At 49.1% G+C, this 23683-nt stretch carries 23 protein-coding genes, 1 tRNA gene and 1 pseudogene; 9 read left to right on the plus strand and 16 right to left on the minus strand.

Annotation, left to right across the window (positions count from 1 at the left end; genetic code table 11):
- Window positions 1-105: 105 nt before the first annotated feature.
- The 4 genes from AC2IBB_RS23330 (at window position 106) to AC2IBB_RS23345 (ending at window position 2674) form a co-directional block, all read left to right on the plus strand.
- The gene (locus tag AC2IBB_RS23330; protein WP_216736569.1) at window positions 106-327 is read left to right on the plus strand and encodes a helix-turn-helix transcriptional regulator; all 222 of its coding nucleotides are present in this window, start codon (window positions 106-108) and stop codon (window positions 325-327) included.
- A 106-nt stretch (window positions 328-433) separates the two neighbouring features.
- The gene (locus AC2IBB_RS23335; RefSeq protein ID WP_486329124.1) at window positions 434-919 is read left to right on the plus strand and encodes a hypothetical protein; all 486 of its coding nucleotides are present in this window, start codon (window positions 434-436) and stop codon (window positions 917-919) included.
- A gap of 632 nt (window positions 920-1551) precedes the next feature.
- Window positions 1552-1950: a toxin-antitoxin system YwqK family antitoxin gene (locus tag AC2IBB_RS23340; RefSeq protein WP_486329125.1), complete on the plus strand. Its 399-nt coding sequence runs from the start codon at window positions 1552-1554 to the stop codon at window positions 1948-1950.
- 97 nt (window positions 1951-2047) lie between these two features.
- The gene (locus tag AC2IBB_RS23345; RefSeq protein WP_486329126.1) at window positions 2048-2674 is read left to right on the plus strand and encodes a hypothetical protein; all 627 of its coding nucleotides are present in this window, start codon (window positions 2048-2050) and stop codon (window positions 2672-2674) included.
- Window positions 2675-2898: 224 nt separating this feature from the next.
- Here the strand turns inward: AC2IBB_RS23345 and tnpC are convergent, their stop codons facing one another.
- From tnpC to tnpA, 3 genes are read right to left on the minus strand one after another with little or no spacing between them, the layout of a single operon-like run.
- Complete coding sequence (gene tnpC, locus AC2IBB_RS23350; RefSeq protein ID WP_486329127.1) at window positions 2899-4404, minus strand: IS66 family transposase; 1506 nt, start codon at window positions 4402-4404, stop codon at window positions 2899-2901.
- Between the two features lie 57 nt (window positions 4405-4461).
- The gene (gene tnpB, locus AC2IBB_RS23355; protein ID WP_486329128.1) at window positions 4462-4818 is read right to left on the minus strand and encodes an IS66 family insertion sequence element accessory protein TnpB; all 357 of its coding nucleotides are present in this window, start codon (window positions 4816-4818) and stop codon (window positions 4462-4464) included.
- Window positions 4815-5114 carry an IS66 family insertion sequence element accessory protein TnpA gene (tnpA, locus tag AC2IBB_RS23360; RefSeq protein ID WP_486329129.1) on the minus strand — a complete coding sequence of 100 codons (300 nt, stop codon included), beginning with the start codon at window positions 5112-5114 and terminating at the stop codon, window positions 4815-4817. Before tnpA ends, tnpB begins: the two co-directional genes overlap by 4 nt.
- A gap of 787 nt (window positions 5115-5901) precedes the next feature.
- On the opposite strand from tnpA, the pseudogene AC2IBB_RS23365 reads away from it, so the two are divergent.
- The 3 genes and pseudogenes from AC2IBB_RS23365 to AC2IBB_RS23375 form a co-directional block, all read left to right on the plus strand.
- Window positions 5902-6962, plus strand: a pseudogene (locus tag AC2IBB_RS23365) (IS3 family transposase); the annotation flags it as partial.
- Between the two features lie 54 nt (window positions 6963-7016).
- Window positions 7017-7292: a signal peptidase I gene (gene lepB / locus AC2IBB_RS23370; RefSeq protein ID WP_486333996.1), complete on the plus strand. Its 276-nt coding sequence runs from the start codon at window positions 7017-7019 to the stop codon at window positions 7290-7292.
- Between the two features lie 268 nt (window positions 7293-7560).
- Window positions 7561-7824: a hypothetical protein gene (locus AC2IBB_RS23375; RefSeq protein ID WP_486329130.1), complete on the plus strand. Its 264-nt coding sequence runs from the start codon at window positions 7561-7563 to the stop codon at window positions 7822-7824.
- Between the two features lie 686 nt (window positions 7825-8510).
- Here AC2IBB_RS23375 and AC2IBB_RS23380 read toward each other — a convergent pair.
- Window positions 8511-9761 carry a tyrosine-type recombinase/integrase gene (locus tag AC2IBB_RS23380; RefSeq protein ID WP_486329131.1) on the minus strand — a complete coding sequence of 417 codons (1251 nt, stop codon included), beginning with the start codon at window positions 9759-9761 and terminating at the stop codon, window positions 8511-8513.
- Between the two features lie 363 nt (window positions 9762-10124).
- Between AC2IBB_RS23380 and AC2IBB_RS23385 the strand changes: the two genes are divergently transcribed.
- Entirely contained in the window at window positions 10125-10295 is a 171-nt protein-coding gene (locus tag AC2IBB_RS23385) for a hypothetical protein (RefSeq protein ID WP_486329132.1), read from the plus strand.
- Between the two features lie 85 nt (window positions 10296-10380).
- Here AC2IBB_RS23385 and AC2IBB_RS23390 read toward each other — a convergent pair.
- The 9 genes from AC2IBB_RS23390 to thrS all read right to left on the minus strand — a co-directional run bounded on the left by AC2IBB_RS23390 (window position 10381) and on the right by thrS (window position 17824).
- Window positions 10381-10457: transfer RNA gene (locus AC2IBB_RS23390), tRNA-Pro, on the minus strand.
- A gap of 102 nt (window positions 10458-10559) precedes the next feature.
- The gene (locus tag AC2IBB_RS23395; protein ID WP_011398340.1) at window positions 10560-10916 is read right to left on the minus strand and encodes a MerR family transcriptional regulator; all 357 of its coding nucleotides are present in this window, start codon (window positions 10914-10916) and stop codon (window positions 10560-10562) included.
- Window positions 10897-11199, minus strand: a complete 303-nt coding sequence (gene ihfA / locus AC2IBB_RS23400; RefSeq protein WP_011398341.1) for an integration host factor subunit alpha — start codon at window positions 11197-11199, stop codon at window positions 10897-10899. The genes AC2IBB_RS23395 and ihfA overlap by 20 nt, the downstream gene beginning before the upstream one ends.
- 2 nt (window positions 11200-11201) lie before the next feature.
- Window positions 11202-13574, minus strand: a complete 2373-nt coding sequence (pheT, locus tag AC2IBB_RS23405) for a phenylalanine--tRNA ligase subunit beta (protein WP_486329133.1) — start codon at window positions 13572-13574, stop codon at window positions 11202-11204.
- A 56-nt stretch (window positions 13575-13630) separates the two neighbouring features.
- Window positions 13631-14626: a phenylalanine--tRNA ligase subunit alpha gene (pheS, locus tag AC2IBB_RS23410; RefSeq protein WP_216737060.1), complete on the minus strand. Its 996-nt coding sequence runs from the start codon at window positions 14624-14626 to the stop codon at window positions 13631-13633.
- A 93-nt stretch (window positions 14627-14719) separates the two neighbouring features.
- Complete coding sequence (rplT, locus tag AC2IBB_RS23415; RefSeq protein ID WP_011398344.1) at window positions 14720-15076, minus strand: 50S ribosomal protein L20; 357 nt, start codon at window positions 15074-15076, stop codon at window positions 14720-14722.
- A 21-nt stretch (window positions 15077-15097) separates the two neighbouring features.
- Window positions 15098-15289: a 50S ribosomal protein L35 gene (gene rpmI / locus AC2IBB_RS23420; RefSeq protein ID WP_011398345.1), complete on the minus strand. Its 192-nt coding sequence runs from the start codon at window positions 15287-15289 to the stop codon at window positions 15098-15100.
- Window positions 15290-15344: 55 nt separating this feature from the next.
- A complete protein-coding gene (gene infC, locus AC2IBB_RS23425) occupies window positions 15345-15881 on the minus strand; it encodes a translation initiation factor IF-3 (RefSeq protein WP_083769803.1) in 537 nt (178 codons plus the stop codon).
- Between the two features lie 29 nt (window positions 15882-15910).
- On the minus strand, window positions 15911-17824 hold the full coding sequence (thrS, locus tag AC2IBB_RS23430) for a threonine--tRNA ligase (RefSeq protein ID WP_486329134.1): 1914 nt from the start codon (window positions 17822-17824) through the stop codon (window positions 15911-15913).
- A 296-nt stretch (window positions 17825-18120) separates the two neighbouring features.
- Here thrS and AC2IBB_RS23435 point away from each other — a divergent pair, with 296 nt between their 5' ends.
- A complete protein-coding gene (locus AC2IBB_RS23435) occupies window positions 18121-18867 on the plus strand; it encodes a ParA family protein (RefSeq protein WP_486329135.1) in 747 nt (248 codons plus the stop codon).
- 30 nt (window positions 18868-18897) lie between these two features.
- Here the strand turns inward: AC2IBB_RS23435 and AC2IBB_RS23440 are convergent, their stop codons facing one another.
- The 3 genes from AC2IBB_RS23440 to AC2IBB_RS23450 form a co-directional block, all read right to left on the minus strand.
- On the minus strand, window positions 18898-19881 hold the full coding sequence (locus AC2IBB_RS23440; protein WP_486329136.1) for a TAXI family TRAP transporter solute-binding subunit: 984 nt from the start codon (window positions 19879-19881) through the stop codon (window positions 18898-18900).
- A 187-nt stretch (window positions 19882-20068) separates the two neighbouring features.
- Window positions 20069-22462 (minus strand): efflux RND transporter permease subunit, encoded by a 2394-nt coding sequence (locus AC2IBB_RS23445; protein ID WP_486329137.1) that lies wholly within the window; start codon window positions 22460-22462, stop codon window positions 20069-20071.
- Between the two features lie 51 nt (window positions 22463-22513).
- Complete coding sequence (locus AC2IBB_RS23450; protein ID WP_486329138.1) at window positions 22514-23653, minus strand: WD40/YVTN/BNR-like repeat-containing protein; 1140 nt, start codon at window positions 23651-23653, stop codon at window positions 22514-22516.
- Window positions 23654-23683: the final 30 nt, after the last annotated feature.

Consider the following 23683-nt stretch of genomic DNA (forward strand, 5'->3'; position numbering starts at 1 on the left):
AGTACCTATAACCTTTTGTTTATATTGGTTTTTACTGAATTTGACTGATAGTATTCCAAGGCGTGACGAGTGGTCACGATTAATACTGTAGGAGTCCAGTGGAGTATGGCGGAAATGATTTTCCGAATTAAAGAAACCACCAAGCTAACAGGCTTGTCTAGATCAACTATTTATGAACGCGTTGCCAACGGCAGCTTCCCGCCTCCGGTGCATTTAGGAGAAAGAGCAGTAGGTTGGTTTGAGTCATCCCTTGATGATTGGCAAGCCTCCCTAAAGGCTGGAGTACCTTACCAGCAATGGGTCAATCGCAAAGAAACACATCATTAAGGTTTGAGGGAAAGAAAGAGCATCACCCGTTACTGGCGCCAGAGAGGAGAGCTAATCGCTCTCTTCAATAGAACAGTCCAACTCGTGATCAGTCGAGGAATATGAGATGTCAAACAAATTGAAGCGAGCTAAAAATCGCCGCGATTCAGCGCCGTTTCTTAAGCTCCCCCTTCATATGATGGCGCATGAAAATTTTCGGTCATTATCATACCGGGCGAAGAGTTTACTTCTGGATGTAGCCAGCCAATTCAGAGGCCACAATAACGGCGACCTATGCGCCAGTTTAACCATAATGAAATCCTATGGATGGACCAGCAGTGACCAGCTTCATAAAGCCCGCAAAGAGTTGGAAGAACGAGGTTGGCTGATTGAAACCCGCAAGGGAGCCAGACCCAACATTCCAACTCTCTATGCATTAGCTTGGCTCCCAATTAATGACTGTGGCGGCAAACTATTAAAGAAAGCAACGGATACAGCGCCAAACACTTGGAAACAAGCGCCTCCGCCCAAAGTGCCCCGTAAGGCGCCATGCTCAACGGTGAAAAGATCAAAGTATGAGCCAGTTAATGCCATGTTGCTTGATGAAGATTAATCCTTCTATTACATAGCAATGATCTTAAGAGACCGCTGCTGGCGGTCGTTCTTTGTTGTATGCGTGCAACCTGATCTGACAGAACGTTCCCTCATACAACCACAATCCTCAGTAGCGCCGGCAAGCTATAAACTCACTCCTCCCCACGCCTACGTGATTTGAGTAAATGCCAAGTTTATGAAATTGGGGTTAGGTCCTACGCCCCAAGGGGACAGGCTTTTGGAAAGATCAGGATTTCAATTATTGAATTATTTGGAACTAAGTTGTAACAGTTAATCTGGTGTAAGACGTTGTGATGGGGACAGGTAATTTTTTTATGTTTACCTGTATACAAATACAGTTTATTTATCACGTGACTGGAAAGTCGCACGCTTTTTCGTAGCGAATGGCTCCCTTTTCTGATGAAGTTGTCCTGAAAAGTGTTTTGATTCAATAACTTGCGAGCTAGCCTGTTGTGATAACGAGACACCCAAGAAAGTGTATATGCGCACGCACGGTTTCTTGTAAGTGAGGTAGTTTGACTTTCTGGGGTTTTACACTGGAATCAGTGGGCAGGAGGAACTATCTTCAAAAGATTGGAATGGAAAAACGCGCATGCGCGATATACAAATGTTATGCGTAAAGGAAGTGCGATGAGTCAAATTGATGAAAGTCTCTTAGAATTCAATGATGACGATCTTCTTGTGTTTGAAGGTAAACCATATACTGGTGAGACTTTTTTAAACTATGCTGGCGGCAATATAAAAAGGGCAATGTCATACGACAACGGATTGCCTTCAGGTTGTTGCAAAGAATGGTATGAGTCAGGTCAACTCAAGAGAGAGTGGCTAGCCGTCCGCAGCCAAGGTGTATCAGAAGAAAAACAGTATTATGAAAATGGAGTCACGTTATCAATTAGGCTGACTGAGCATGATATAGAAACTTCGTACGAGAAATATAACGAGTCTGGCGAGCTTGTTGAGCAGCGAAAATTAGAAGCTAATTCGCCTATGGCAAAGGTATTGGAACGTATGCGCAATGTTCACGCATAACAAGGCAAGCCAAAATCGCCCTGCGGGCTGGACGCGCTAACACGCGCCTTTGCTTGCGGCGTTATGCGGTCGCAGGAATCCAGCACAAGGTAAGCTTATGGGAACGTATGTACATTATTCTCTAGGTAAAAAAGATGGTGTAGAGAGTATTGTCTTTGAAAATCTACATAACTTAATCAAGTGCATGGAGAATTGCCGAGTTAAATATCCAGAGGACCATAACGAGTCTGTCTATAGAATGGCTTGCCATATGAGTAAGATTGGGCCTTCATCGCTCAACGTTGATTCGGCAGAGGATGCGGCACTTATCGACAGGGTTGTAGACGAATTAACTATGTATGAGGAGCTTAGTTCAATCACAGGCATTGAATTTTCATTGTTTGAAAATATTAATACTTCAATGATGAAACTATCCAGATATTCCGATAGTTTAAAGGCTGTGCTACCAGACAGTTCTAATTATGCTCAAAGTATCTACAATACGCTGTTGTTTGAAGGTATGTCGATCGCAAAGTGCAATAGTCACAAATATGAGTCAGATGATGGAGTATATAAGATTTCTTGGGTTCTACCGCATGAAATTGATGACCTTAAAAATGAGTTAGAACCTATTACTAAAATTAAAGACTTGAAGAAAGATGAAGAGAACGGAATCTATATTCTCTATGATGCGTTGTGTAAAGCTGGGAAAGAAGGCAAGGCATTGGTCGTTGAAATCGCATAACAAGTTGCTCAATTTGACGCCTGGCGGCGCAAATTAGCAAAGCTTTAATCTCTCAAGGGCAGATTCAGCAATTATCCCTATCCAGCCATATCGACTTCAGTTCCGAAATCTGACTAGATGACCACTTTGGTAACCTGCGTGGACGCTTTGTGGACACATTTACATTTTTTGAACAGCCAGAGCACCATCTACAAAATCTAACGTGAGCGTCTGGCAAACCCCGCCTAGATTTTCTGCTTTAATTCCAGATTCCACGGCATCAGCCAGTCGTCACTGAGTTGCCTGGCCTGCTCGGTCAATAGATGCAATAGATAATCGAAAGGTATGAGCCCATTAGCCTTGGCTGTTTCAATAAGGCTGTAGAGGACCGCGCTGGCTTCGGCTCCCCGCGCCGTGTTAGCGAATAACCAGTTCTTCCGTCCGATAACGAAGGGCTTTATTGCCCTTTCCGCGCGGTTGTTGTCGATAGCTATATCTCCATCTTCAACATAGCGGATGAGCTTGCTCCACTGATTCAGGCTGTAGTTCATGGCCTTGCCTATGGCGGATTTGGGTGGAGCCAGGATGACCGACTGGTCCAGCCATTCTTTATACTCCCATAGCAGGGGCGACGCCTGCCTCTGACGAAGGGTGCGTTTTTCCTCGGCGCTTTTGTCTTTGATGGCGCTTTCAATCCGGTACAGTTTCTGGATATGGCTAAGCGCCCATTGGGCCAGCCCTGCCTTATGCTTACCCTGCGCCTGTTGCGCCTCAATGAACTTGCGCCGGGCGTGCGCCCAGCAACCGGCGAGTGTGGCGTCGGTTTGTTCGTAACCCGCATAGCCGTCAACCTGCAGGTAACCATTGAAGCCTCGCAGGAAGTCCGCTGCACACTGACCGCTGCGACTGCGACTGCGCCGGTAGTCGTAAAGGACAATGTTCGGGATGGCGTGCTTTCCTGGCGAGTCGGCTCCGCTGCAGTAGAGCCACATATAACAGGTCGCTTTATCTTCTCCCGACACATTCACCGTCGTTTCGTCCGCCTGAATCACGGGCTGACGCAACAGAACCTCTCGCCAGCTATCAGTTATCGGTTTAAGCCGTTCCGCGCATTTAAGCATCCAATGCGCCATGCTCTTGCGATTCAGCTCAATGCCGTGTTGGGCGAACAGCCGTTCCTGACGATACAGGGGCAAACCGTATTGGTATTTGTTGGTGATGACTTGCGCCAGCAGCGATGGCGTGGCGAAGCTCTTTGGGATGGGACTCGCCGGCGCCGGCGCGATCTTTATGGCGATCTGAGCCCCCGCCTTATCACAGCTCCGGCAGCTGTATTTCAGTCGCACATGCTCAATGACCTTGATGCGCGCGGGGATGAACTCAAGCTGCTCGCTTTTGTCCTCGCCCATCTTGTGCAGCGCGCCGCCGCAACCGCCGCAGACTTTATCCGCTTCAGCGATATCATGAACAATGACTTCCCGGGGTAGGTCTTTCGACAGCCGCTGGCGTTTCGGCTTATTGCGGGAGAAGCAGATGACTTCCTGTTCCGGCTCAACAACCTCCTCAATCAGCTGCTCCGCTTCATTAAATAATTCACCCTGACCGGCGTGGGCCTCGGCGCTTTTGCCAAACCGCCGTTGCTGGGCGAGACGGAACTGTTCAAGCAGGCGGTGATTTTCCGCCTGCAGTTCCAACACCATTTTTTGTAGGGTTGCGACGTCGTCAGGCAGTGGAGGCGGCTGAAGTTTCATGCCGGACATTCTAATTGTCGTCGAACGAGCTTGAAAGGTAAGTTTTGATCCGGCCGATCAGCAGGCGGTTGTGAACACAAGCGGTCGATGTCCCTGCATCCGGCTGATGTCATAGCCATCCAACAACCAGCGCCACTGCTGCGCGGTAACCGTCAATCGCGCCGTCTGGCGTTTCCCTGGCCACTTGAACTTATCCTGCTCCAATCGTTTGTACCAGAGGCAGAAGCCCGTCTGATCCCAATACAGAGCCTTGAGTTTATCGCGGGTTTTGTTGCAAAACACGAACAGAGCGGTATCGAATGGCGACAGCGCCATTTCCTGCTCGACGATCAGCATCAACCCGTTAATCGACTTGCGAAAGTCGATCGGATCGCGATGCAGGTAAATAGTATCGAAGTCAGCGGCCGATCTCATGACAAAGCCTGAATCAGCTCGGCCAGCCATGCGGGAGATGTCGAGGCGGGTATCTCAAGCATGACCGCGCCAGCGCGCAATTGAATGGTCTCAGTGGAAGACATAGTAGCCGGGCGCTGTAAAGAAACAAAAGGAGAGGAAAGGCGATCCTGGGAAGTAGGCTTTAATAACCGCTTGCGCTTGGAAAAGTAGTGCGCGGACAAATGATGCTTCTGGCAAAACGCGGATACACTCAGGCCGCTTTGCTCCTGCTGGACAAAGAGCGCCAGCCATTGCCGTCTTGTTCTTCGCTTCATGAACTGTCTCCCGAATGTGGTTCGGAAGACAGTTTAGGAGCTCTCAGACAAATTCAAAGGTGTGATTCGGCGGACGCTCACAATTTAACCAATTGTTTTTAAAAGAAAATAAATTTATAAAATTCACAAAAAACTAATGAGTAACCGGACTTTGACTCCAGAGACTCTGGTTCGAATCTTCGAGTAATGTCTTTGCTTCAATCCACGCTCCGCATTGAGGGCGACCTTAAAACGCCCAATCATCACATCACTCCTTCATCATTGAGCGTAAGCGCAATTGTTCGACTCCCCTCAGAGTTTCGGCTTTGGGTGAATATTCGCTACACCCTGGCTCGTAGCTGCAGATGTTCAGCATTGATACGACCATGACGTTGAAACTGGAACGACTGACACCAAACCCTTTACAGGCCATCTCCTCTGACCTTTACCCACTCAAACGGTCCATTAACGCGTGCGATTGATTTCCTCCGACGACAAGAGAGCGGTAGTTTTTTTAATAATGTCCGTTTTCTCCTCCAAGCGCTTGTAACCGGATTCCAACTCCTGAATCCACCGTTGCTCAAGAGTGAGGGCCTTGCCCTTGGGAGTGACGCCATCAGTTTCATCTTACAGTTGTATCACCTAGGGCCGACGGGTGTTCTCTCACGTCTAGGAAGTACTTGCTTGAGAAATGGTATACACTTGATCAAGTGCAAGACTGATGGCTTCTTGTTTGAACTCTGGCGAAAAGAAACGTCACTTTCTGATCATTGAACACCTCTCTATGTGGTAGCGATCCTACCACCTAAAGGTGTCCGGGGTTATTAGGCCACTACACTACAAGTGGAAGGAAAAGATTGAAGCTCAGCTTGAAAATCAGGTTCTGGCTGAAGACGAGCGCGCCGAGTTAAAACGGCTTCGCAAAGAAAACAAAGAGCTGCGCATGGAAAAGGAAATTCTAAAAAAGGCTTCGGCCTTCTTCGCGAAAGAAATGAAATAAAGTTCGCCTTCATTCAAGCAGAGTCGAATCGCTTCCCAGTGAAAGTGCTTTGCCGGGCTCTGCGTGCAAGTCGATCAGCATTCTATGCCTGGCGTCGGCGCCCTGCGCCGGTGATCCGGTTTGATGAGCTTCATCTGCATCGGCGAATGAAGCGACTGTTTAAAGCTTCTCGAAGCAGTCTGGGCAGTCGAGAGATGATGAAGAAGCTACGCGAAGAAGGCTTTCAGGTGGGACGCTACCGGGTTCGCAAGCTCATGAGGCGGCTTGGTCTTCAGGTCACGCAACGCGTTGCCTACAAACCCACTACAAGGCGCAAACACCATCATGCGGTGGCGGATAACTTGTTGAATCAGAATTTTAATCCTACAGCGCCCAATCAGGTTTGGGCTGGCGACGTGACCTATCTGAAAACAGGAGAAGGCTGGATGTATCTGGCCATTGTCATGGATTTATATTCCCGAAGGATCGTCGGGTGGCGCATCGACAAGCGCATGACAACGAGCCTGGTCAGCCAGGCGCTGATCAAGGCTTACAATTTGCGGAAGCCGCCCAAGGGCTTGGTATTCCATAGTGACCGGGGCTCTCAGTACACCAGCGGACATTATCGAAAACTGCTGGAAAAGTATGAAATCAGGGCAAGTATGGGCGATGTGGGAGCCTGTTGGGACAATGCGGTGGTTGAACGCTTTTTTGGGAGTCTTAAGCATGACTGGATATTCAAAATCCCCCAGCCCACCCGGGAACACATGAAGCAGGATGTCGCAGCCTACATGAGATATTACAACCTCGAAAGACTGCATACGGCGAACAATGATATGTCGCCGGTTAATTATGAAAACTCTCTAAAGAAAGTGTCCGGTGGGATTTGACCAGAACAACCATTAATTAAAAGACTTATAGGATTACCAGGGGATCATATCGAAATAAGAGAAGATATTATTTATATAAATGGAAACTCTTTATCATCAGAGTTTTTATTTGAATCAAATGAAGTCAAGGTATACCGAGAAAAACTCGGAAACGACAGTTATTTAATTCAAAGGTTCCCCGCAAGACCCTTTACTGTTACCAGCTCTATCACAGTTCCAGATAATCATTATTTTTTTCTTGGTGACAACAGGGATAATTCTTCCGATAGTCGTATATGGGGACCGGTTTCAGGTGCTAACTTTATAGGTGAATTAATTTATGTATTTTGAATTTGAAACTCTTAACAAAGCAAAGTAGCGAATTCCCGGAAACCATGGCATAGTGAGTAAAGCAGCACATTTGAGACATTGTGTGCTATTTTCATCTCTTATGGCGGAAAAACATGGTCAATTATTCACCATGCAGTACGATTTGCCTGCTAGAGGAACGATGTGAACTCTTTAAGCAACAAATACAAAACAATTATCAAGGCCAAGCAGCATCGCGCACTACCTGCGCTGGACCTCGCAGCTGGCGGCGTTATGAGTGGCGGAGAACATGAGCATATATAAAATATCAGTAGACAGAGAGTCTCTCATTTCCGCCATTAAAAATGTTAATCAAGGCGATGAAGGGAAATTGCTGGATTTGGAGTGGTTATTGGCGAGATTTGATGACACTGTAAAGTATAAGGAGCCACAGTTGAAGAGACAATCTATAACAGAGTTGGAGAAATCTTTGGCTGAATTTCGGAGTAAAAACCCTGGTGTATTGCCGGTTGTTGAAGATACTCTTATGGATGAGCCTTGTAGGTTTGAGTAACACCCAAAACAAACGCATGCACAGCGACGGCTTTTACGTTGCGGCTTCGCCTTCACTATAAAGCCCCGTGAGTTGCGGGCGTAAAGAGGCATTATGGAAAAGTTCATGAATAAACTTACGGATATGGATTCTGGCTGGTATCCATTTTTGTTTCTAAAACCTAAGCAAGACCAGCTAATGGATACAAAATATGTGCTCAAGATGTCGTTATATTTCGGGCCGTTATTTGGCCTGCTCACGTACATCGGCATTCTCTTTATAGATAAGGAATTTATTATTACGCAATTGCTGCTAACAGTTGCCTATATAACAATTACATTCTTTATATTGTATCGAATTACATTCGCTTATTTCTGGAATAAACGTGCAAAAAGGTTGCAAAAAAACGCATCTTAACCAGCATGGACATGTCCATGCCAATGGTGTTAAGTGCACACTGGTAGATTTAAAAATAGTAGCAACACTGACCCTTTCCAGCCATATCGATTTTTTGTTACACAGCCTGATTAGATCTGCGTAGACGCTTTGTAGACACATTTACATTTTTAAACAGCTTTGAGGTTCGAACCTCAGAATAACGTCCTTGCTTCAATCCACGCCCCCGAATGGAAATATCCATGCGTTCTCAATAATGATAATTGCGCCAACTGTCCGTTTAATCTTCGAAGGCAGGATCGCACTACACCTTAGCCACGAGAGGTTTTAAAAGCCACTACGTTTTCAGAGCATCCAACAATGTAGGCTTCAACTGCTTCCCCCCATGCCTGCCATGCAGCTTTCTGTTCATCCAAGTAGAGCGCTCTTTGATAGGTCGCAATTAACTTATCTTTCGGCTGATGATTAAGCATTTTTTCAATAACATGTGGCTGAACCTTTAACACTTCACCCCATGCTGTAGCAGCGGTTCGACGGAGGTCATGAGCGGTAAAGTGCTGAAGGCTTCCTACATTCTCAACAATGCGCCAGAGCGAACCAGAGAGACTATCGGGTCGAATGGATCTTTCCCCTCCATTTAAGCTTAGAACGTACTGGCCACTTCCTGTTAATGGCCTCATGCTTAAGATCAGTCTCATGGCCAAGTCAGACAAAAATATAACGTGCCCTTTTCTATTTTTGGTGCGATCATGACCTAGAGTCCATACCCCCTTATCCAAATCAAGCTCCGTCCATTTCATACCTGTGACTTCAGCACGCCTCGCGCCTGTGACTATCAATAATTTAAATGCTGTCGTCATGGATTGAGAGAGCCTTTCTTCATCAAGGAGACTCCAGAAGACTTTTAACTCATTTATCGATAATACCCTTTCTCGTGGATTGCCTGCCGCCACCTTAAAAGTTCTTGCGTTTAGACTCTCTATCGGGCTCTCACTAATAATGTGACGCTCTTCTGCAAAGCGAAAAATCATCTTTAGCAAGGACAAGCACTTTCTAGTTTCTTCCTTGATCCCCTTGGTCACCATAGAATCCAACACTGCGGCCACCTGACTACGAGTAACATGCATCGCCAGAGTTAGCCCCAACGGTCTATTCAGATGAACTCTCCATCGACGCTCCTGCTGGTCTAGAGTTCTTTCAGTAACGTCACCTGCCGCCTTCTGAAACGCCAGCCAAGACTCAAATAATTTCCTCATTGGAACCGCTTGAGCATTAAGTGTTCGCCGGCTTTCTTTCAGGTACTGAGGGTCTAATCCCTCAAATAGTTGCTGCCTCATTTCTTCTACGCGCTTGCGAGCATCACGCAGAGAAACCGCCGGATACGTCCCTAAAGATACTTTAGCCGGCTGCTTTGACGAAGGTCGTCTATATCGAAAAACCCAAGTCTTAGTGATCGTTCCTTTTGATGGGGATAAACGTAAAGAAAGGCCATTACCATCAGATAAACAAGTATCTTTCTCTGTCTTTGCGCTTCGAATCCTGGCATCACTTAGTTTTCCCACTCCTACCGTCCTTTATCCTTACTAAAACAAGTTAAAAAAAACCAATTTTGGTACACATCATGGTACACATTCGAACTGGATGCAATTAGTTAATATCGGACAATAATGAGCATTAAAATCTTATTTTTCAACATATTACTGAAGTAAAAAGACAATCTCAGATTACATTAGATACAATACCACCCCCTTCCCCAGGGGCTTTTTCAAAAAAATCATAAATATCAACAACTTAACAGAAAATCCACCTGTAATTTAACAACCCCTGCAGGTACAACTTGAAACACTTTCAGTGTCGGCATGCATTTAATGCATGGAATCGCGCCAGTTGTAGCTAAAAAAACTTAAAGCAATGTCGGGGATTTTTTGACCGCTACAATCCAAGCGCCAGATGAAAAAACATACAGAAATAAGGAAAAAGATCCCAAGCAACTGGGCGGATGGGCTTCAGAAAAAATGGTGAAGAACTACGATTCTGGACACAGCGAAATTAGGTGGGTAAATGCCGTCGCGGACCTAAAAATAGCTGAAATTTAACGGGAGGTTTTGCAAATCTTTTGCAAGACTAAAATTTAACCACAATAAAATAGCGGTGTAACTTATTGATACTAGAAAGGAAAATTGGTCGGGACGGAGTGATTTGAACACTCGACCCCTTGCACCCCATGCAAGTGCGCTACCAGGCTGCGCTACGCCCCGACTCGAAGAGGGCGTATGATAGATAAAAACACCCCGCCCTTCAACCCCTAAAAAACCAAATAATTCAGTTTTTTACTTTGTGGTGGCGGTCCTCAAAACCTGTCAGGCTTCAAGAACCAACAACACCTCTTCCAACTCAATAATCATTTGACGAATGAGTTGCTTAGCCTGTGTCGCATCTTCCTTGGTTTCGGAGCCTGCCAGCTTCTGTTTGGCGCCGCCGATGGTATAACCCTGATTGTATAGCAGATCTCGAATCTGGCGAATCATCAACACATCCTGGCGTTGATAATAACGGCGATTTCCGCGCCGCTTTACAGGAGCGAGTTGAGGAAACTCTTGCTCCCAATATCGCAGCACGTGAGCCTTTACACTACATAAATCGCTAACTTCACCAATGGTGAAGTAGCGTTTTCCTGGAATGGGTGGGAGCTCGTCGTTATGACTGGGTTCCAGCATAAGCTTCTACTTTAGCCTTTAATTTTTGACCTGGTCTGAAAGTAACAACCCGTCTGGCGGTGATAGGAATCTCCTCCCCCGTCTTTGGGTTACGGCCAGGACGTTGCTTTTTGTCCCTCAGGTCAAAATTGCCGAATCCTGACAGCTTTACTTGCTCGTTGTGGCTTAATGCATCCCTGACCTCGTCAAAGAAGGCCTCGACCATCTCCTTAGCTTCACGCTTATTGAGACCCACTTCCTGATAAAGCCGCTCAGCCATATCTGCTTTCGTTAAAGCTCCCATGACTAACTCCTCAAAGACGCACCGAAACGATTACCAAGTTCTTTCACCACGTTGTCAAATGCCTCCGTGATTTCTTCGTCGCGTAATGTTCTCTCAGGATGGCGCCACACGATACTGACGGCCAGGCTCTTCTTGTCAGCACCGACCGATTCCCCATGATATACATCGAACAGCTCGTGGTGAACACGCCACTCCCCTGCGCTCTGAGCAATCGCCAGGGCGACATCCGCGTAAGGTGTTTGTTCATCTATTACAATAGCAAGGTCTCTTCGGATCTCCGGGAAGCGGGAAACTCCTTTAAAAGAAGGCACTTGCCCGTCTGCTATTGAATTTAAGCATAGCTCAAATAAATAAAGTGGGCCATTTAAATTCAAAGTTTTAGCAATTCTGGGATGCAGTGCGCCTAACACACCAATAGGTTGCCCGTCTTTCAGCACTTCAGCCGTCTGCCCTGGGTGCAACGCCGGATGTTGAGCACTCCGGAAACCCAAGTTACAACCAGGAATTTCCAAAAGCGACTCCAGATCTCCCTTCACATCATAGAAGTCTACGGTACGCTTTTTGCTCTCCCAGCCTTCCGGCATACTGGAGCCCATAATTAACCCTGCCAACATCGGGTCCTGTTGAATTTGGTCGTCCCTCTTAAGGAAGCGTAGACCAGATTCAAAAAGGCGAATGCGATTTTGTTGACGATTTTGGTTATATAGAGCGGTTTGCAATAGGCCTGCCCAGAGGGTCGTACGCATCGCAGCCATATCGCTGGCGATAGGATTCGCCAAATTAATAGTATCTTCCTCGGGAGTCAGCAGGCTCAACACTTTCTGATCTACGAAAGAGTAAGTAATCGCTTCCTGATAGCCTCTCGACACCAAGTGCAATTTCAAGCGACGCAGCGATACCTTGCTCTCCGGCAACGGCTTGATTCCCAACGGAGCCATAGGCTCGGTAACGGGAAGCTTGTTATAGCCATACAATCTTGCCACTTCTTCGATCAGATCCACCTCAATACTAATATCGAAGCGATGGGTCGGTGCACTGAAAGTCCAGCCATCTTTCGCCACCTTGTGCACGCTAAGCCCCAACCTGGCCAGCATTTCCTCTACCCTGGTGCGATCAAGATGAACGCCCAACAACTCATCAACACGGGCATGACGCAGGTTTACTAATGCTTTGGCAGGCAAGTGCTCTTTGCTACAGACTTCAGTAACCGGACCAGGTTGACCGCCCACGATCTCAAGCAACAACTCGGTGGCCCGCTCTATGGCGCGCGCCTGATGAGCGTAGTCGACACCACGCTCAAAGCGATGAGATGAGTCCGTATGCAAACCATATGAACGCGCTTTCCCAGCCAGATGCAAAGGAGCGAAGAATGCGCTTTCCAGGAATATGTCCTGGGTTTTTTCAGAAACGCCGCTATGCTCGCCCCCCATAATGCCAGCCAGGGCTAGAGGCTTTTCTTTGTCAGCAATGACTAACGTATCTGGATTAATAGTTATTTCCTGACCGTCCAGCAGAACTAACTTTTCACCCGGGGCAGGCATACGAACAACGATACCATCCGCAAGCTCGTTGAGGTCAAACGCGTGCATGGGCTGACCTAACTCGATCATGACGAAGTTAGTGACGTCCACCACTGCGTCAATACTGCGAATTCCACTACGGCGCAGTTTTTCAACCATCCACTGAGGCGTAGGCGCAGACAAATCCACCCCTTTGATAACGCGCCCAACATATCGCGGACAGGCCTCTGGAGCGTCTATACGAACAGGGAATACGTCTTCAGTAACCGCCGCCGTCTTCCTCACTTCAGGCGCCTCAAAAGGAATCTTATTGAGAGCGGCCACTTCCCGCGCCATGCCCAGAATACTGAGGCAATCGCTACGGTTGGGAGTCAGATCAACATCAATAATATTGTCATCCAGCTTCAAATAGCTGCGAACGTCAGCGCCAACAGGCGCATCCGCGGCCAACGGCATTAAGCCATCGGACTTCTCCGCTAGCGTCAGCTCCTCTTCTGAGCACAACATGCCCTGAGACTCTACGCCTCGCAGCTTGGCTTTTTTAATTTTGAAGTCGCCGGACAACACAGCGCCAATTTTAGCGAACGGAACTTTCATTCCCGCTAGGACATTCGGAGCGCCACATACAACCTGGAACTGTTCCTGACCATCCGAAACCTTACAAACGCGAAGCTTATCTGCATCGGGGTGGGGCTCGACTGACAGCACCTCACCCACCACGATTCCACTAAAAGGCTTGGCTACGCGCTCAGCAGCGTCCACTTCCAGGCCCGCCATAGTGATTTGCTGAACCAACGCTTCAGAGCTCAGCTGCGGATCGACCCACTCTCGTAACCAATATTCACTGAATTTCATATCACAAAGCCTATTATTAATCCTTACCGTGTTTTAAGGGGTATTCACGTCTGAGGTTAGAACTGGTCAAGAAAACGCATGTCGTTTTCGAAAAACATCCGCAGATCGTTCACGCCGTACCGGAGCATCGCCAATCGCTCAACGCCCATACCAAAGGCAAACCCTGAATAGGTTTCAGAGTCGACGCCCGCTGCTTCAAACACTTTAGGATGAACCATGCCGCAGCCCATCACTTCCAACCACTTGATTGAACCGTCTTCGTTTCTTCCCCACTCAATGTCCACTTCAGCGGAAGGCTCTGTGAACGGGAAGTAAGACGGACGGAAACGTACTTCAAGGTCTTTCTCAAAGAACTCGCGCAGAAACTCTACGATGGTGCTTTTCAAGTCAGCAAAGCTGACATGCTTATCCACCATCAAACCTTCTACCTGGTGGAACATGGGCGTATGAGTCATATCCGAGTCACAACGATAAACTCTTCCGGGGCAAATCATGCGGAATGGAGGCTTGCTTGATTCCATTACCCGAATCTGCACCGGGGACGTATGCGTGCGCAGTAATGTCGTCGGGTCAAAGTAAAAGGTGTCATGCATGGCGCGCGCAGGATGATGAGACGGGATATTAAGGGCCTCGAAGTTATGATAGTCATCTTCGATTTCAGGCCCCTCTTCCACTGTGTATCCAGATCGCGCGAAGAAATCTTCAATACGCAACATCGTCCGGGTGACAGGATGAAGAGTTCCCAATGACTCTTTACGCCCGGGCAAGGTTACGTCGATTGATTCCGCAGCCAGTTTGACTGCTTCGTTTTTGCTGGAGAGCTCGCTTTTGGCTTCGTTGATAAGGTCTTGCACCAACAGCTTGGCTTCATTGATCTTTGCTCCCGCCGCAGGTCTCTCCGCAGCGTCAAGACGCCCCAGTTCTTTCAGAAGTTGGGTGATTTGCCCTTTCTTGCCAAGGTAGTCAACTCTTAGTTGTTCAAGGCTCTGTTCGCTCTCCGCCTTGGCGACGGCGTCTTTGGCGCGATCAACAATGCCTTCAAGATTCTCCATTTTTCCGCTCCGAGAAACAAAAATAGGGGAAGAGCAGCCCCTTCCCCTATCAAATATTAATCAACAAAATCAACGATTTGCTGAAAAGTTAGATTACGCCAGGGCCTCTTTAGCTTTCTGAACGACAGCAGCAAAAGCCGCTTTTTCGTTCATAGCCAGATCCGCCAGGACCTTGCGATCGATCTCGACGTTGGCGCGCTTCAGACCAGCGATCAAACGGCTATAAGACAGACCGTTGTCACGCGCTCCGGCGTTAATACGGGCAATCCACAGCGCGCGGAATTGACGCTTACGCTGACGACGGTCACGGTAAGCATATTGTCCGGCTTTGATAACCGCTTGTTTGGCTACACGGAATACACGACTACGCGCTCCGTAGTAACCCTTGGCTTGATTCAGAACTTTCTTATGGCGACGGCGAGCCGTTACACCACGTTTAACTCGAGGCATATTTCAATCCTTCCGTATTAATTACTGGCAGAGCATACGCTTGATCAATGGAACATCCGAAGGGTTCACTTGCTTCTTAGGACGCAGGTGACGCTTACGCTTGGTGCTCTTCTTGGTCAAAATATGACTGGTGAAGGATTGGCGGTGTTTAAAGCCGTTAGCGGTCTTTTTGAACCGCTTCGCCGCCGAGCTTTTGCTTTTCATCTTAGGCATATGAATACTCCGCATTCATTTAGATATAAATGAGCAGCCTCTATTGCTGAGAAGGCTACTTTTTCTTTTTCGGGGCTACCACCATCATAGCCTGACGCCCTTCCATCTTGGGCCTTTGCTCCACGACGCCGAACTCCTCCAGGTCTTTCTCGACCCTTTGCAGTAACTGCAGTCCGAGCTCTTGGTGAGCCATTTCCCGTCCGCGGAAGCGAATGGATACTTTGGCCTTGTCCCCGTGCTCTAGGAAACGTATCAGGTTGCGCAGCTTTACCTGATAATCCCCTTCTTCCGTCCCTGGTCGAAATTTCATTTCTTTTACTTGCGTCTGCTTCTGCTTCTTCTTAGCAGCAGCTTTCTGCTTCTTCTCTTCAAAAATCTTTTTCCCGTAGTCCATTATGCGGCAGACTACCGGGTCAGAATCCGCGATCTGCACTAAATCCAAGCCTTCCTGCTCTGCTTTTTCCAAGGCTTCTTTTATAGGAACTATACCGACCTGCTTCCCGTCGGAGGCTATCAGCCGAACTTCTGGAGCAGTTATGTTCTCATTTATTTTTGGACGATCGGATTTGCCTTGTGGCGTATTGCGCTTAATCGTGTTTTCTCCGTGTTAATTAATCATTTCTAGCTACGGCTGCGTTTGGCTTCTTCACTTTGAAGCAATTCTTCAAACGCAGAAATGGACATCACACCAAGGTCTTCGCCTTGACGAGTCCGGATAGCTAAACATTGAGTTTCGACTTCTTTGTCCCCGACCACTGCCAAAAAGGGGACTCTGTTCAAAGTATGCTCGCGAATTTTATAGTTGATTTTTTCGTTTCTCAAGTCCAGACGCACCCTAAACCCTTTATCATTCAGGATTTCGCCTATTTTTTTACAATAATCCGCTTGTTTGTCGGTAATATTGAGAATCGCAACCTGAGTCGGCGCCAGCCAGGAAGGGAATGCGCCTTCGTAATGTTCAATGAGAATTCCAATAAATCTCTCAAAGGAACCCAAAATCGCCCGGTGCAACATAACTGGCGTTTTTCTGACCTGCTCATCGGATACGTATTGCGCACCTAAACGGCCTGGCATGGAAAAATCCACCTGCACGGTGCCGCATTGCCACAAGCGCCCCAGACAATCTTTCAGGGAGAATTCCACTTTAGGGCCGTAAAATGCGCCTTCGCCAGGCAATTCTTCCCAAGGCAAGCCTTTGGCGTCCAACGCATCCGCCAAAGCTTTTTCCGACTTATCCCAGATTTCGTCTGAACCTACGCGCTTCTCTGGACGAGTGGACAGCTTGTATATGATCTCGGAGAAACCGAAGTCCGCATAAACTTCATGCAGGAAGTCAATAAACTTGCCGACTTCTTCCTGGATCTGCTCTTCAGTACAGAAAATATGCGCGTCATCCTGCGTGAAACCACGCACCCGCATCAGACCGTGGAGCGCGCCAGAAGCTTCATTACGGTGACAGGAGCCGAACTCAGCCAGCCGCAGCGGTAGATCACGGTAACTGCGAAGCCCCTGGTTGAACACCTGAACATGACAGGGACAGTTCATCGGCTTGATAGCGAAGTCGCGATCTTCAGACTGAGTGGTGAACATATCGTCGCGGAACTTTTCCCAGTGCCCGGACTTCTCCCACAAAGTACGCTCAACCACCTGAGGCGTTTTGATTTCTTTGTAGTCATGCTTACGCAATTGCTTGCGCATGTATTGCTCAATTACTTGATATAAGGTCCAGCCGTCAGAGTGCCAGAATACCATGCCTGGCGCCTCTTCCTGCATGTGGAACAGGCCCAGCTTTTTGCCTATTTTACGGTGATCGCGCTTTTCCGCTTCTTCGATTCTGTGTAAATACGCCTTGAGGTCCTTTTTATTACCCCAGGCAGTGCCATAAATTCGCTGCAGCATGGCGTTGTTGGAATCGCCACGCCAGTATGCGCCCGCCACTTTGGTCAGCTTGAAAGCTTTGATTTTGCCTGTGCTGGGAACGTGCGGGCCGCGACATAAATCAATGAAGTCGCCCTGAGAGTAGAAAGACAGATTTTCTTCGGTGGGAATACTGGCGATGATTTCGACTTTGTATTCTTCACCCATTTTCTTGAACAGTTCTATCGCCTCAGAACGAGACATCAATGAGCGAGTGACCGGCAAGTCGGCGCTGGACAGCTCCTGCATCTTCTCTTCGATCTTAACCAGATCGTCTGGAGTGAAAGGACGCTCAAACGCAAAGTCGTAGTAAAAACCATCTTCGATAACAGGACCGATAGTTACCTGCGCGCTAGGGAAAATACTTTGCACCGCCATCGCCAGCAAGTGGGCGCTGGAGTGTCTGATCACCTCAACGCCTTCAGGGTCGCGCTCCGTTACAATCGCCAGTTCAGTGTCTTTATCGATAACATGAGAGCAGTCGACCAGTGTTCCATCCACTTTGCCCGCCACAGCGGCTTTGGCCAGTCCGGGACCGATGTCAGCGGCGACATCCAGCACAGTTACAGGGTTGGAAAATTCTCTCTTACTGCCGTCTGGCAATGTAATTACGGGCATAAAAAACTATCCTTCACCAGTGGTGGTCCATACCAAAGACCACTTGCACACAAATTTCAGGGGCAGAGATTCTAGCAACTATGCGGCTGCGTTGCCACGCTAAAAGCGCCCCGGCATGCGATTGTTTCTTGATTTTACAGTTAAAGCCTATATAACTCTGACAGAGCAACCCAATAATAAAACCCTGTCGGCAAAGCCTGACTGCTCGCACTCACCGGCGCTCCATGGAAGTATTACACCAACGCCGGTCAACCAGGGCTCCAGCCGACCATAACAACAAGGCGCCATCAGACTCCATGAAAACCATAGCGGTATACAACCTAAAAGGCGGGGTGGGAAAAACCGCCACTGCCGTCAATATTGCTTATCTCAGCGCTTGTAGCGGACAACCCACTCTACTGTGGGACTTTGACGCCCAGGCGGCGGCGAGTTGGTATTTTCAGGTTGAGAACAGCAAGCGCAAGAAAGCAAGCAAGCTGATCAAGGACAAGCTTGCGCTGGGGGAGTTGATTCAAGGAACAGGTTATGACCGACTGGATATCATCCCCTCCGATATGAGCAACCGTAATATCGACGTCAATCTCACCGGCGTCAGCGGAGGCAAGCTCGACTCCTGGTTATCCATGCTGAGCGAAACTTATGGCGTATTGGTGTTGGACTGTCCCCCCACCTTATCGGAGCTGGCGCTGCGCATACTCAAAGCCGCCGACGCCGTGCTGGTCACAATGATACCGACTCATCTGTCTTTTGAAACTTATCGTCATGTGACGGAGATGATGGAGCAGAAGAAAATCGATGTGACCAAGCTGTATCCCGTGTTGACCATGATTGATCGCCGCAAGAGCATTCACCAGGATTTCACCGCCAGCTGCAAAAAAACGCTCGGCAAAACGCCAATCGGCTACATCCCTTACTGTAGCGATGTGGAAAAGATGGGGGAGTTTCGCGAGCCCTTGCCGGTATTCGCGCCAAGATCGCCAGCCACCCTCGCCTATCAGCTGCTCTGGGACAACATACGCAAAAAAGCGCTACGCCGACGTTAAGGTCGGCCTTACAAAGAGCAAATTTGGCGATCAGTTACCAATCATGCCCATTTCCCGGTAGTACTTCTCAGCACCGGCATGCAACGGCGCCGTCAGGCTATCGAAAATCATCTGCTCTTTCTTCAGGTTGGCCAGTGCGGGATGCAGACGTCGAAACAGGTCGAAATTCTCAAAAACCGCTTTGACCACACTGTAGACCACTTCGTCCGACACGGCTGTGGTAGTTACAAAGGTGGCGCCGACGCCGAAGGTGTTCACGTCCCGCTCATTGCCCCGGTACATTCCACCAGGCACCACTGCGCGGCGATAGTAAGTATTGGCGCGGATGAGTTTATCAATTTCCTCCCCTTCCACCGACACTAGCACGCTGTCGCACAGAGTGGTCGCCTCTTTCACCGCGCCGCTTGGATGGCCCACGATATATAGCATGACGTCAATCTGAGCAGAGCATAGCGCCCGTGGCTGCTCGATAGCCTTGATTTCCGAGGCGGATTTAAAGTCATTCAGAGACCAGCCGTACGCATTCATGAGCACTTCCATAGTGCCGCGCTGGCCGGAACCTTCATTACCCACATTAACCCGCTTGCCCTTTAAGTCTTTAAAACTTTTCACATTGGCGTCTTTACGCGCCACGATGGTAAAGGCCTCCGGGTGGATAGCGAATACAGAGCGCAGCTCTTTATGAGGCCCCGCTTCTTTGAAAATACTGCTGCCATGATAAGCATGAAACTGCCAATCAGACTGCACAACAGCGAAGTCCACTTCTCCAAAGCGTAATGCGCGCAGGTTGTAGGGCGATCCGTCGGTGCTTTCAACGAAGCAGCGAAACCCGTATTCCTTGCTGGACTTATTCACTAACCGGCAAATGGCGCCGCCTGTCGGAAAATACACGCCAGTCTCATTGCCGGTAGCGATACTGATATGAGAAGGCGTGTCTGCGGAATACGTCAATGTGGCGCATAGAGCTGCAATGCTCAAAACCAAGAAGCGCAGCATAGCGTTAATCAATGGCATTGGGAGATGAGTACCTGCTTTCAAGACTGCTTTACGTAAACCGGATTATGTATAGGCCTGCAGGCCGCTTTACAACCCAATTTACTATTCAATTCCAGACGCTTACCAATTAATTATAGTCAAAGAAGGGCCCTTTACAGGCTCCTTCTCATCAGCAAGATAAACGGCGAATACGCCGCTTGGAGTATTAGGCTCCTCCTTCTGCGGCTTTCGCCTTCGCAACCATCTTCTCTGGGTTAAGCAGGAAGCGGGCCAAAGCAGGCAGCAACCACAACGCGCCGACCATATTCCAAAGGAACATAAAGAACAGCAGCAGCCCCATGTTCGCCTGCAGTTTGATGGGGGAGAATATCCAGGTGCATACGCCGATCGCCAGCGTAATGCCGGTAAACATTACCGCCTTGCCGGTTGAGCGCAATGTTTCGAAATACGCATCCTGCAAGCTTTTACCTTCAAGGATATAGTGCTCAAACTTGGTGTAGATATAGATGCCATAATCCACGCCGATGCCCACTCCCAGGGCGATAACGGGCAAGGTTTCGACTTTGATGCCAATGCCCATCTGCGTCATCAACGCTTCGCACAGGATCGAAGTCAAGCCCAGAGGCACCACAATGCACAACACCGCCCGGATAGAGCGGAACGTAACAAAACACAATACGCTGACCACTGAGTATACGAAGATCAGCATCAGATCTTTGGCTTTGGAAATAACTTGATTCGTAGCCGCATCCACACCGGCGTTCCCCGCCGCCAGCAGCAACTGATAGTCTTCACTGACGTTATCGCGAGAGAAGGCTTCTATGGTGTCCACCACCCGCTGTAAGGTTTCCGCTTTATGATCCTCCAGGAAGGCCAGTAGCGGCGTCATGCTACAGTCGGAGTTCACTAACCCAGACGGCGCCCGCTGAATGGACGAGTTGATAATCTGTTGATTGCGGGACAGTTCGTACCACTTAAAGTTACCTTCATTCAGCGCTTTGGTGACAATTTTGGATACTGTCGCTAACGACGCTGTCGACTCAACGCCCGGCGTGTTTTCCAACACCCACTGCAGCTCATCCATTGCTTTCATGACGGGATAACTGGAACATTTCTCCTTGCCCGTCTTCACCATCACCACCATTACGTCCGAGCTGGTGCTGTAGTTGTTGATAATGAAATCATTGTCCCGGTTATATCTGCTGTCAGGACGCAGCTCGGGAGCGCCTTTATCCAGATCGCCGATCTTCAGCCCCTGTTTGTAGTAAATTCCCAAGCCAGCGCCGACCAGCGCAATCAATAGTGATACTCGCGCTACTGAAGGGTGAGCGAAATAGGACATGCGAAGCCATTTGCGGTCACGCTCTTCGCCGCGGTTTTTCTGGTGTTTGACGCCAGACTTAGTGATGCCTACATACGACAGAATGATGGGATGCAGCACCAGATTGGTGACAATGATCACCGCTACGCCAATACTGGCGGTGACGGCGAGATCCTTGATGACGTCGATCTTGATAAACAGGAGAGTCAGGAATCCCATCGCGTCGCTCACCAGCGCCAGCATGCCGGGAATATACAGCGCCCTGAACGCCAAGCGCGCGGAAGTGGTGGCGTCGAAGCCGCGGGCCGACTCAATCGTCATTGCATTGACAATCTGTACGCCATGACTGATGCCAATGGCGAACACCAGAAACGGCACCAGGATGGAGTATGGATCAATCCCATACCCCAGCAACCGCAAGAGACCTACCTGCCAGATTACCGCCACGACGGAGGCCAGAACCGGCGTCAATGTGCCAGCCCAACAACGCGAGTACCAATACAGCAGCACAATAGTGAGAACAATGGCGACCAGGAAGAATAGCACCACTGAGCGCATACCTTCGATCAGGTCCCCTAGCTTTTTAGCGAAACCAATTGCGTAGATTCGAACATTGGGATTCTGTGCTTGAAATTTTTCCCTGATATTGGTTTCCAGATCCCGGGAGAACTGCTCGTAATTCAATGATTGCCCAGTATCCGGGTCGATCTCCAATAGAGGCGCATAGATAATAGCGGAGCGGAAGTTGTCCGCCACCAGTCGGCCTACCTCACCGGAGCGAAGAATATTCTGGCGCAGCTTGTCCAGGCTTTCCTGGCCGCCGTTGTAACCATCAGGAATGACTGTGCCGCCTTGAAACCCTTCCTCAGTGACCTCCACCCAACGCACATTGGGAGTCCACACGGAACGCACGCCGGAGCGGTCTACGCCGCGCAGATAAAACACCTCGTCCGTGATTTGCTTCAGGGTCTCCATGTAGGAGTCAGTGAAAATGTCCCCCTCCTCGACCGCTACAGCAATGCGGATGGAGTTACCCAGGTTCTCCAGATCATCCCGGTTCTCCAGCATGTTCTGGATATAGGGGTGCTCCAGAGGAATCAGTCGCTCAAAGCTGGAATCCGGCTTTATTTTCGCAGCGTTGAAGGCCATGAATACGGTAATTGCCAGAAAGACGATAAGAATGATCAGGCGATTGTTAAACACCAGCCGTTCCAGCCACGGCTCCGCTTTCGGCGTTAAAATGAAGTGATCGCCTTGATCGTGCAACTTGTTCGACATTCAAGTTTCCCCTGTCTGATTGTTCTAATGTGGGTTGCTATCGAACTATGGCTAGTTCAGCTTGCTTATGCTTTTGAGGACGTTCACGCCGCCCTCGCCGACTAGCATCAATTGGTCGGGAGACAGAAATGTCGCCGCCAGCAATCCCTGACGGTCCGCCTGCGGATGAACCTTGAAGTCTTCACCGAAGTTCTGACTCAGCAACATAACCCCGGAATTCCCTACCACCGCCATGCGCCCGCCCTCACCTATGGCTGCGCCCATCAGCGATTCTTCCACATCAACGCCCACACGCTCCCAAGTAGAACCAGAGTCCTGGGAATGGAACAAATGTCCGCGCAGACCGAACACAAACACTTCATTGACATTGCCGTTGCCGCTTACTCCGAACAGTGAGCCGTCATAGGGCGACTCAAGCGTTTCCCAGGTCGCGCCAAAATCCGTCGAACGGAAAACATATCCCGCCTCGCCGACAATAAACATCGCGCCGCCAGTGATCTGCGCAATCGCGTTCAAGTGAAAGCGCTCGGTGTTTTCCAGCCTGGGCGCCCAGTTAGTCCAACTGGCGCCGCCATCTTCCGTGCGAAAGAAAAAGCCATAGGCGCCGACGACGAAGCCTTCTTGCGCATTTTTAAACCAAACGTCAAGCAGGGGCTTTCCCGGGCCAACTTCTGCATCCGCCATGGCGTCCTCAAGGGCGAAGCTGGCGTCCTCCAGTTGATACTCCAGATCCGACGCCTCTTCTTCCGGCGCCGCGTCCAGCTGCTCCTTTAAGTTCGCCACCCGTTTCTGCGCCTGGGCGATAACCATCTCATTTGCAGCGAGGCCGTCAAATTGTTTGCTCCAGTTGACGCCACCATCCTCAGTATGCAGCACTACCGCGCCGTGGCCGACCGCCCAGCCTTGCTTGGCGTCCACAAAAAACAGGGAGGTCAGCAATGTCGATACAGGCGAGTTAGCCTGCGTCCAGCTTCCGCCCTGATCATCGGAATAAATGATATGCCCCCGCTGCCCAACCGCCACCAGACGATCGCCGGCTTTCACCACATCCACCAGCAACGTAGCGGGAGCCAATTCAGTTTTCATTGCCGGAGTGCTGAGCACATCGCCCGCCAGAGACCAAGGAGAGTTCAACGATACACACAGCGCGCACGCGAACGTCATTTTCCGCAGAACCGTCGTTAACTTCATTTATTCCCGCCTTTTTCTGAGCCCATCACT

The sequence above is a fragment of the Hahella sp. NS-SX17 genome, assembly GCF_057367735.1.

Coding starts and splice junctions, on each gene's coding strand:
- thrS (WP_486329134.1), bottom strand. CDS start 17,824: ATGCCCGTAATTACATTGCCAGACGGCAGTAAGAGAGAATTTTCCAAC.
- tnpC (WP_486329127.1), bottom strand. CDS start 4,404: ATGAAACTTCAGCCGCCTCCACTGCCTGACGACGTCGCAACCCTACAA.
- pheT (WP_486329133.1), bottom strand. CDS start 13,574: ATGAAATTCAGTGAATATTGGTTACGAGAGTGGGTCGATCCGCAGCTG.
- AC2IBB_RS23335 (WP_486329124.1), top strand. CDS start 434: ATGTCAAACAAATTGAAGCGAGCTAAAAATCGCCGCGATTCAGCGCCG.
- AC2IBB_RS23340 (WP_486329125.1), top strand. CDS start 1,552: ATGAGTCAAATTGATGAAAGTCTCTTAGAATTCAATGATGACGATCTT.
- rpmI (WP_011398345.1), bottom strand. CDS start 15,289: ATGCCTAAGATGAAAAGCAAAAGCTCGGCGGCGAAGCGGTTCAAAAAG.
- AC2IBB_RS23330 (WP_216736569.1), top strand. CDS start 106: ATGGCGGAAATGATTTTCCGAATTAAAGAAACCACCAAGCTAACAGGC.
- tnpB (WP_486329128.1), bottom strand. CDS start 4,818: ATGAGATCGGCCGCTGACTTCGATACTATTTACCTGCATCGCGATCCG.
- AC2IBB_RS23395 (WP_011398340.1), bottom strand. CDS start 10,916: ATGCTGGAACCCAGTCATAACGACGAGCTCCCACCCATTCCAGGAAAA.
- AC2IBB_RS23435 (WP_486329135.1), top strand. CDS start 18,121: ATGAAAACCATAGCGGTATACAACCTAAAAGGCGGGGTGGGAAAAACC.
- AC2IBB_RS23450 (WP_486329138.1), bottom strand. CDS start 23,653: ATGAAGTTAACGACGGTTCTGCGGAAAATGACGTTCGCGTGCGCGCTG.
- rplT (WP_011398344.1), bottom strand. CDS start 15,076: ATGCCTCGAGTTAAACGTGGTGTAACGGCTCGCCGTCGCCATAAGAAA.
- AC2IBB_RS23440 (WP_486329136.1), bottom strand. CDS start 19,881: ATGCCATTGATTAACGCTATGCTGCGCTTCTTGGTTTTGAGCATTGCA.
- ihfA (WP_011398341.1), bottom strand. CDS start 11,199: ATGGGAGCTTTAACGAAAGCAGATATGGCTGAGCGGCTTTATCAGGAA.
- pheS (WP_216737060.1), bottom strand. CDS start 14,626: ATGGAGAATCTTGAAGGCATTGTTGATCGCGCCAAAGACGCCGTCGCC.
- AC2IBB_RS23345 (WP_486329126.1), top strand. CDS start 2,048: ATGGGAACGTATGTACATTATTCTCTAGGTAAAAAAGATGGTGTAGAG.
- AC2IBB_RS23375 (WP_486329130.1), top strand. CDS start 7,561: ATGAGCATATATAAAATATCAGTAGACAGAGAGTCTCTCATTTCCGCC.
- AC2IBB_RS23445 (WP_486329137.1), bottom strand. CDS start 22,462: ATGTCGAACAAGTTGCACGATCAAGGCGATCACTTCATTTTAACGCCG.
- tnpA (WP_486329129.1), bottom strand. CDS start 5,114: ATGAAGCGAAGAACAAGACGGCAATGGCTGGCGCTCTTTGTCCAGCAG.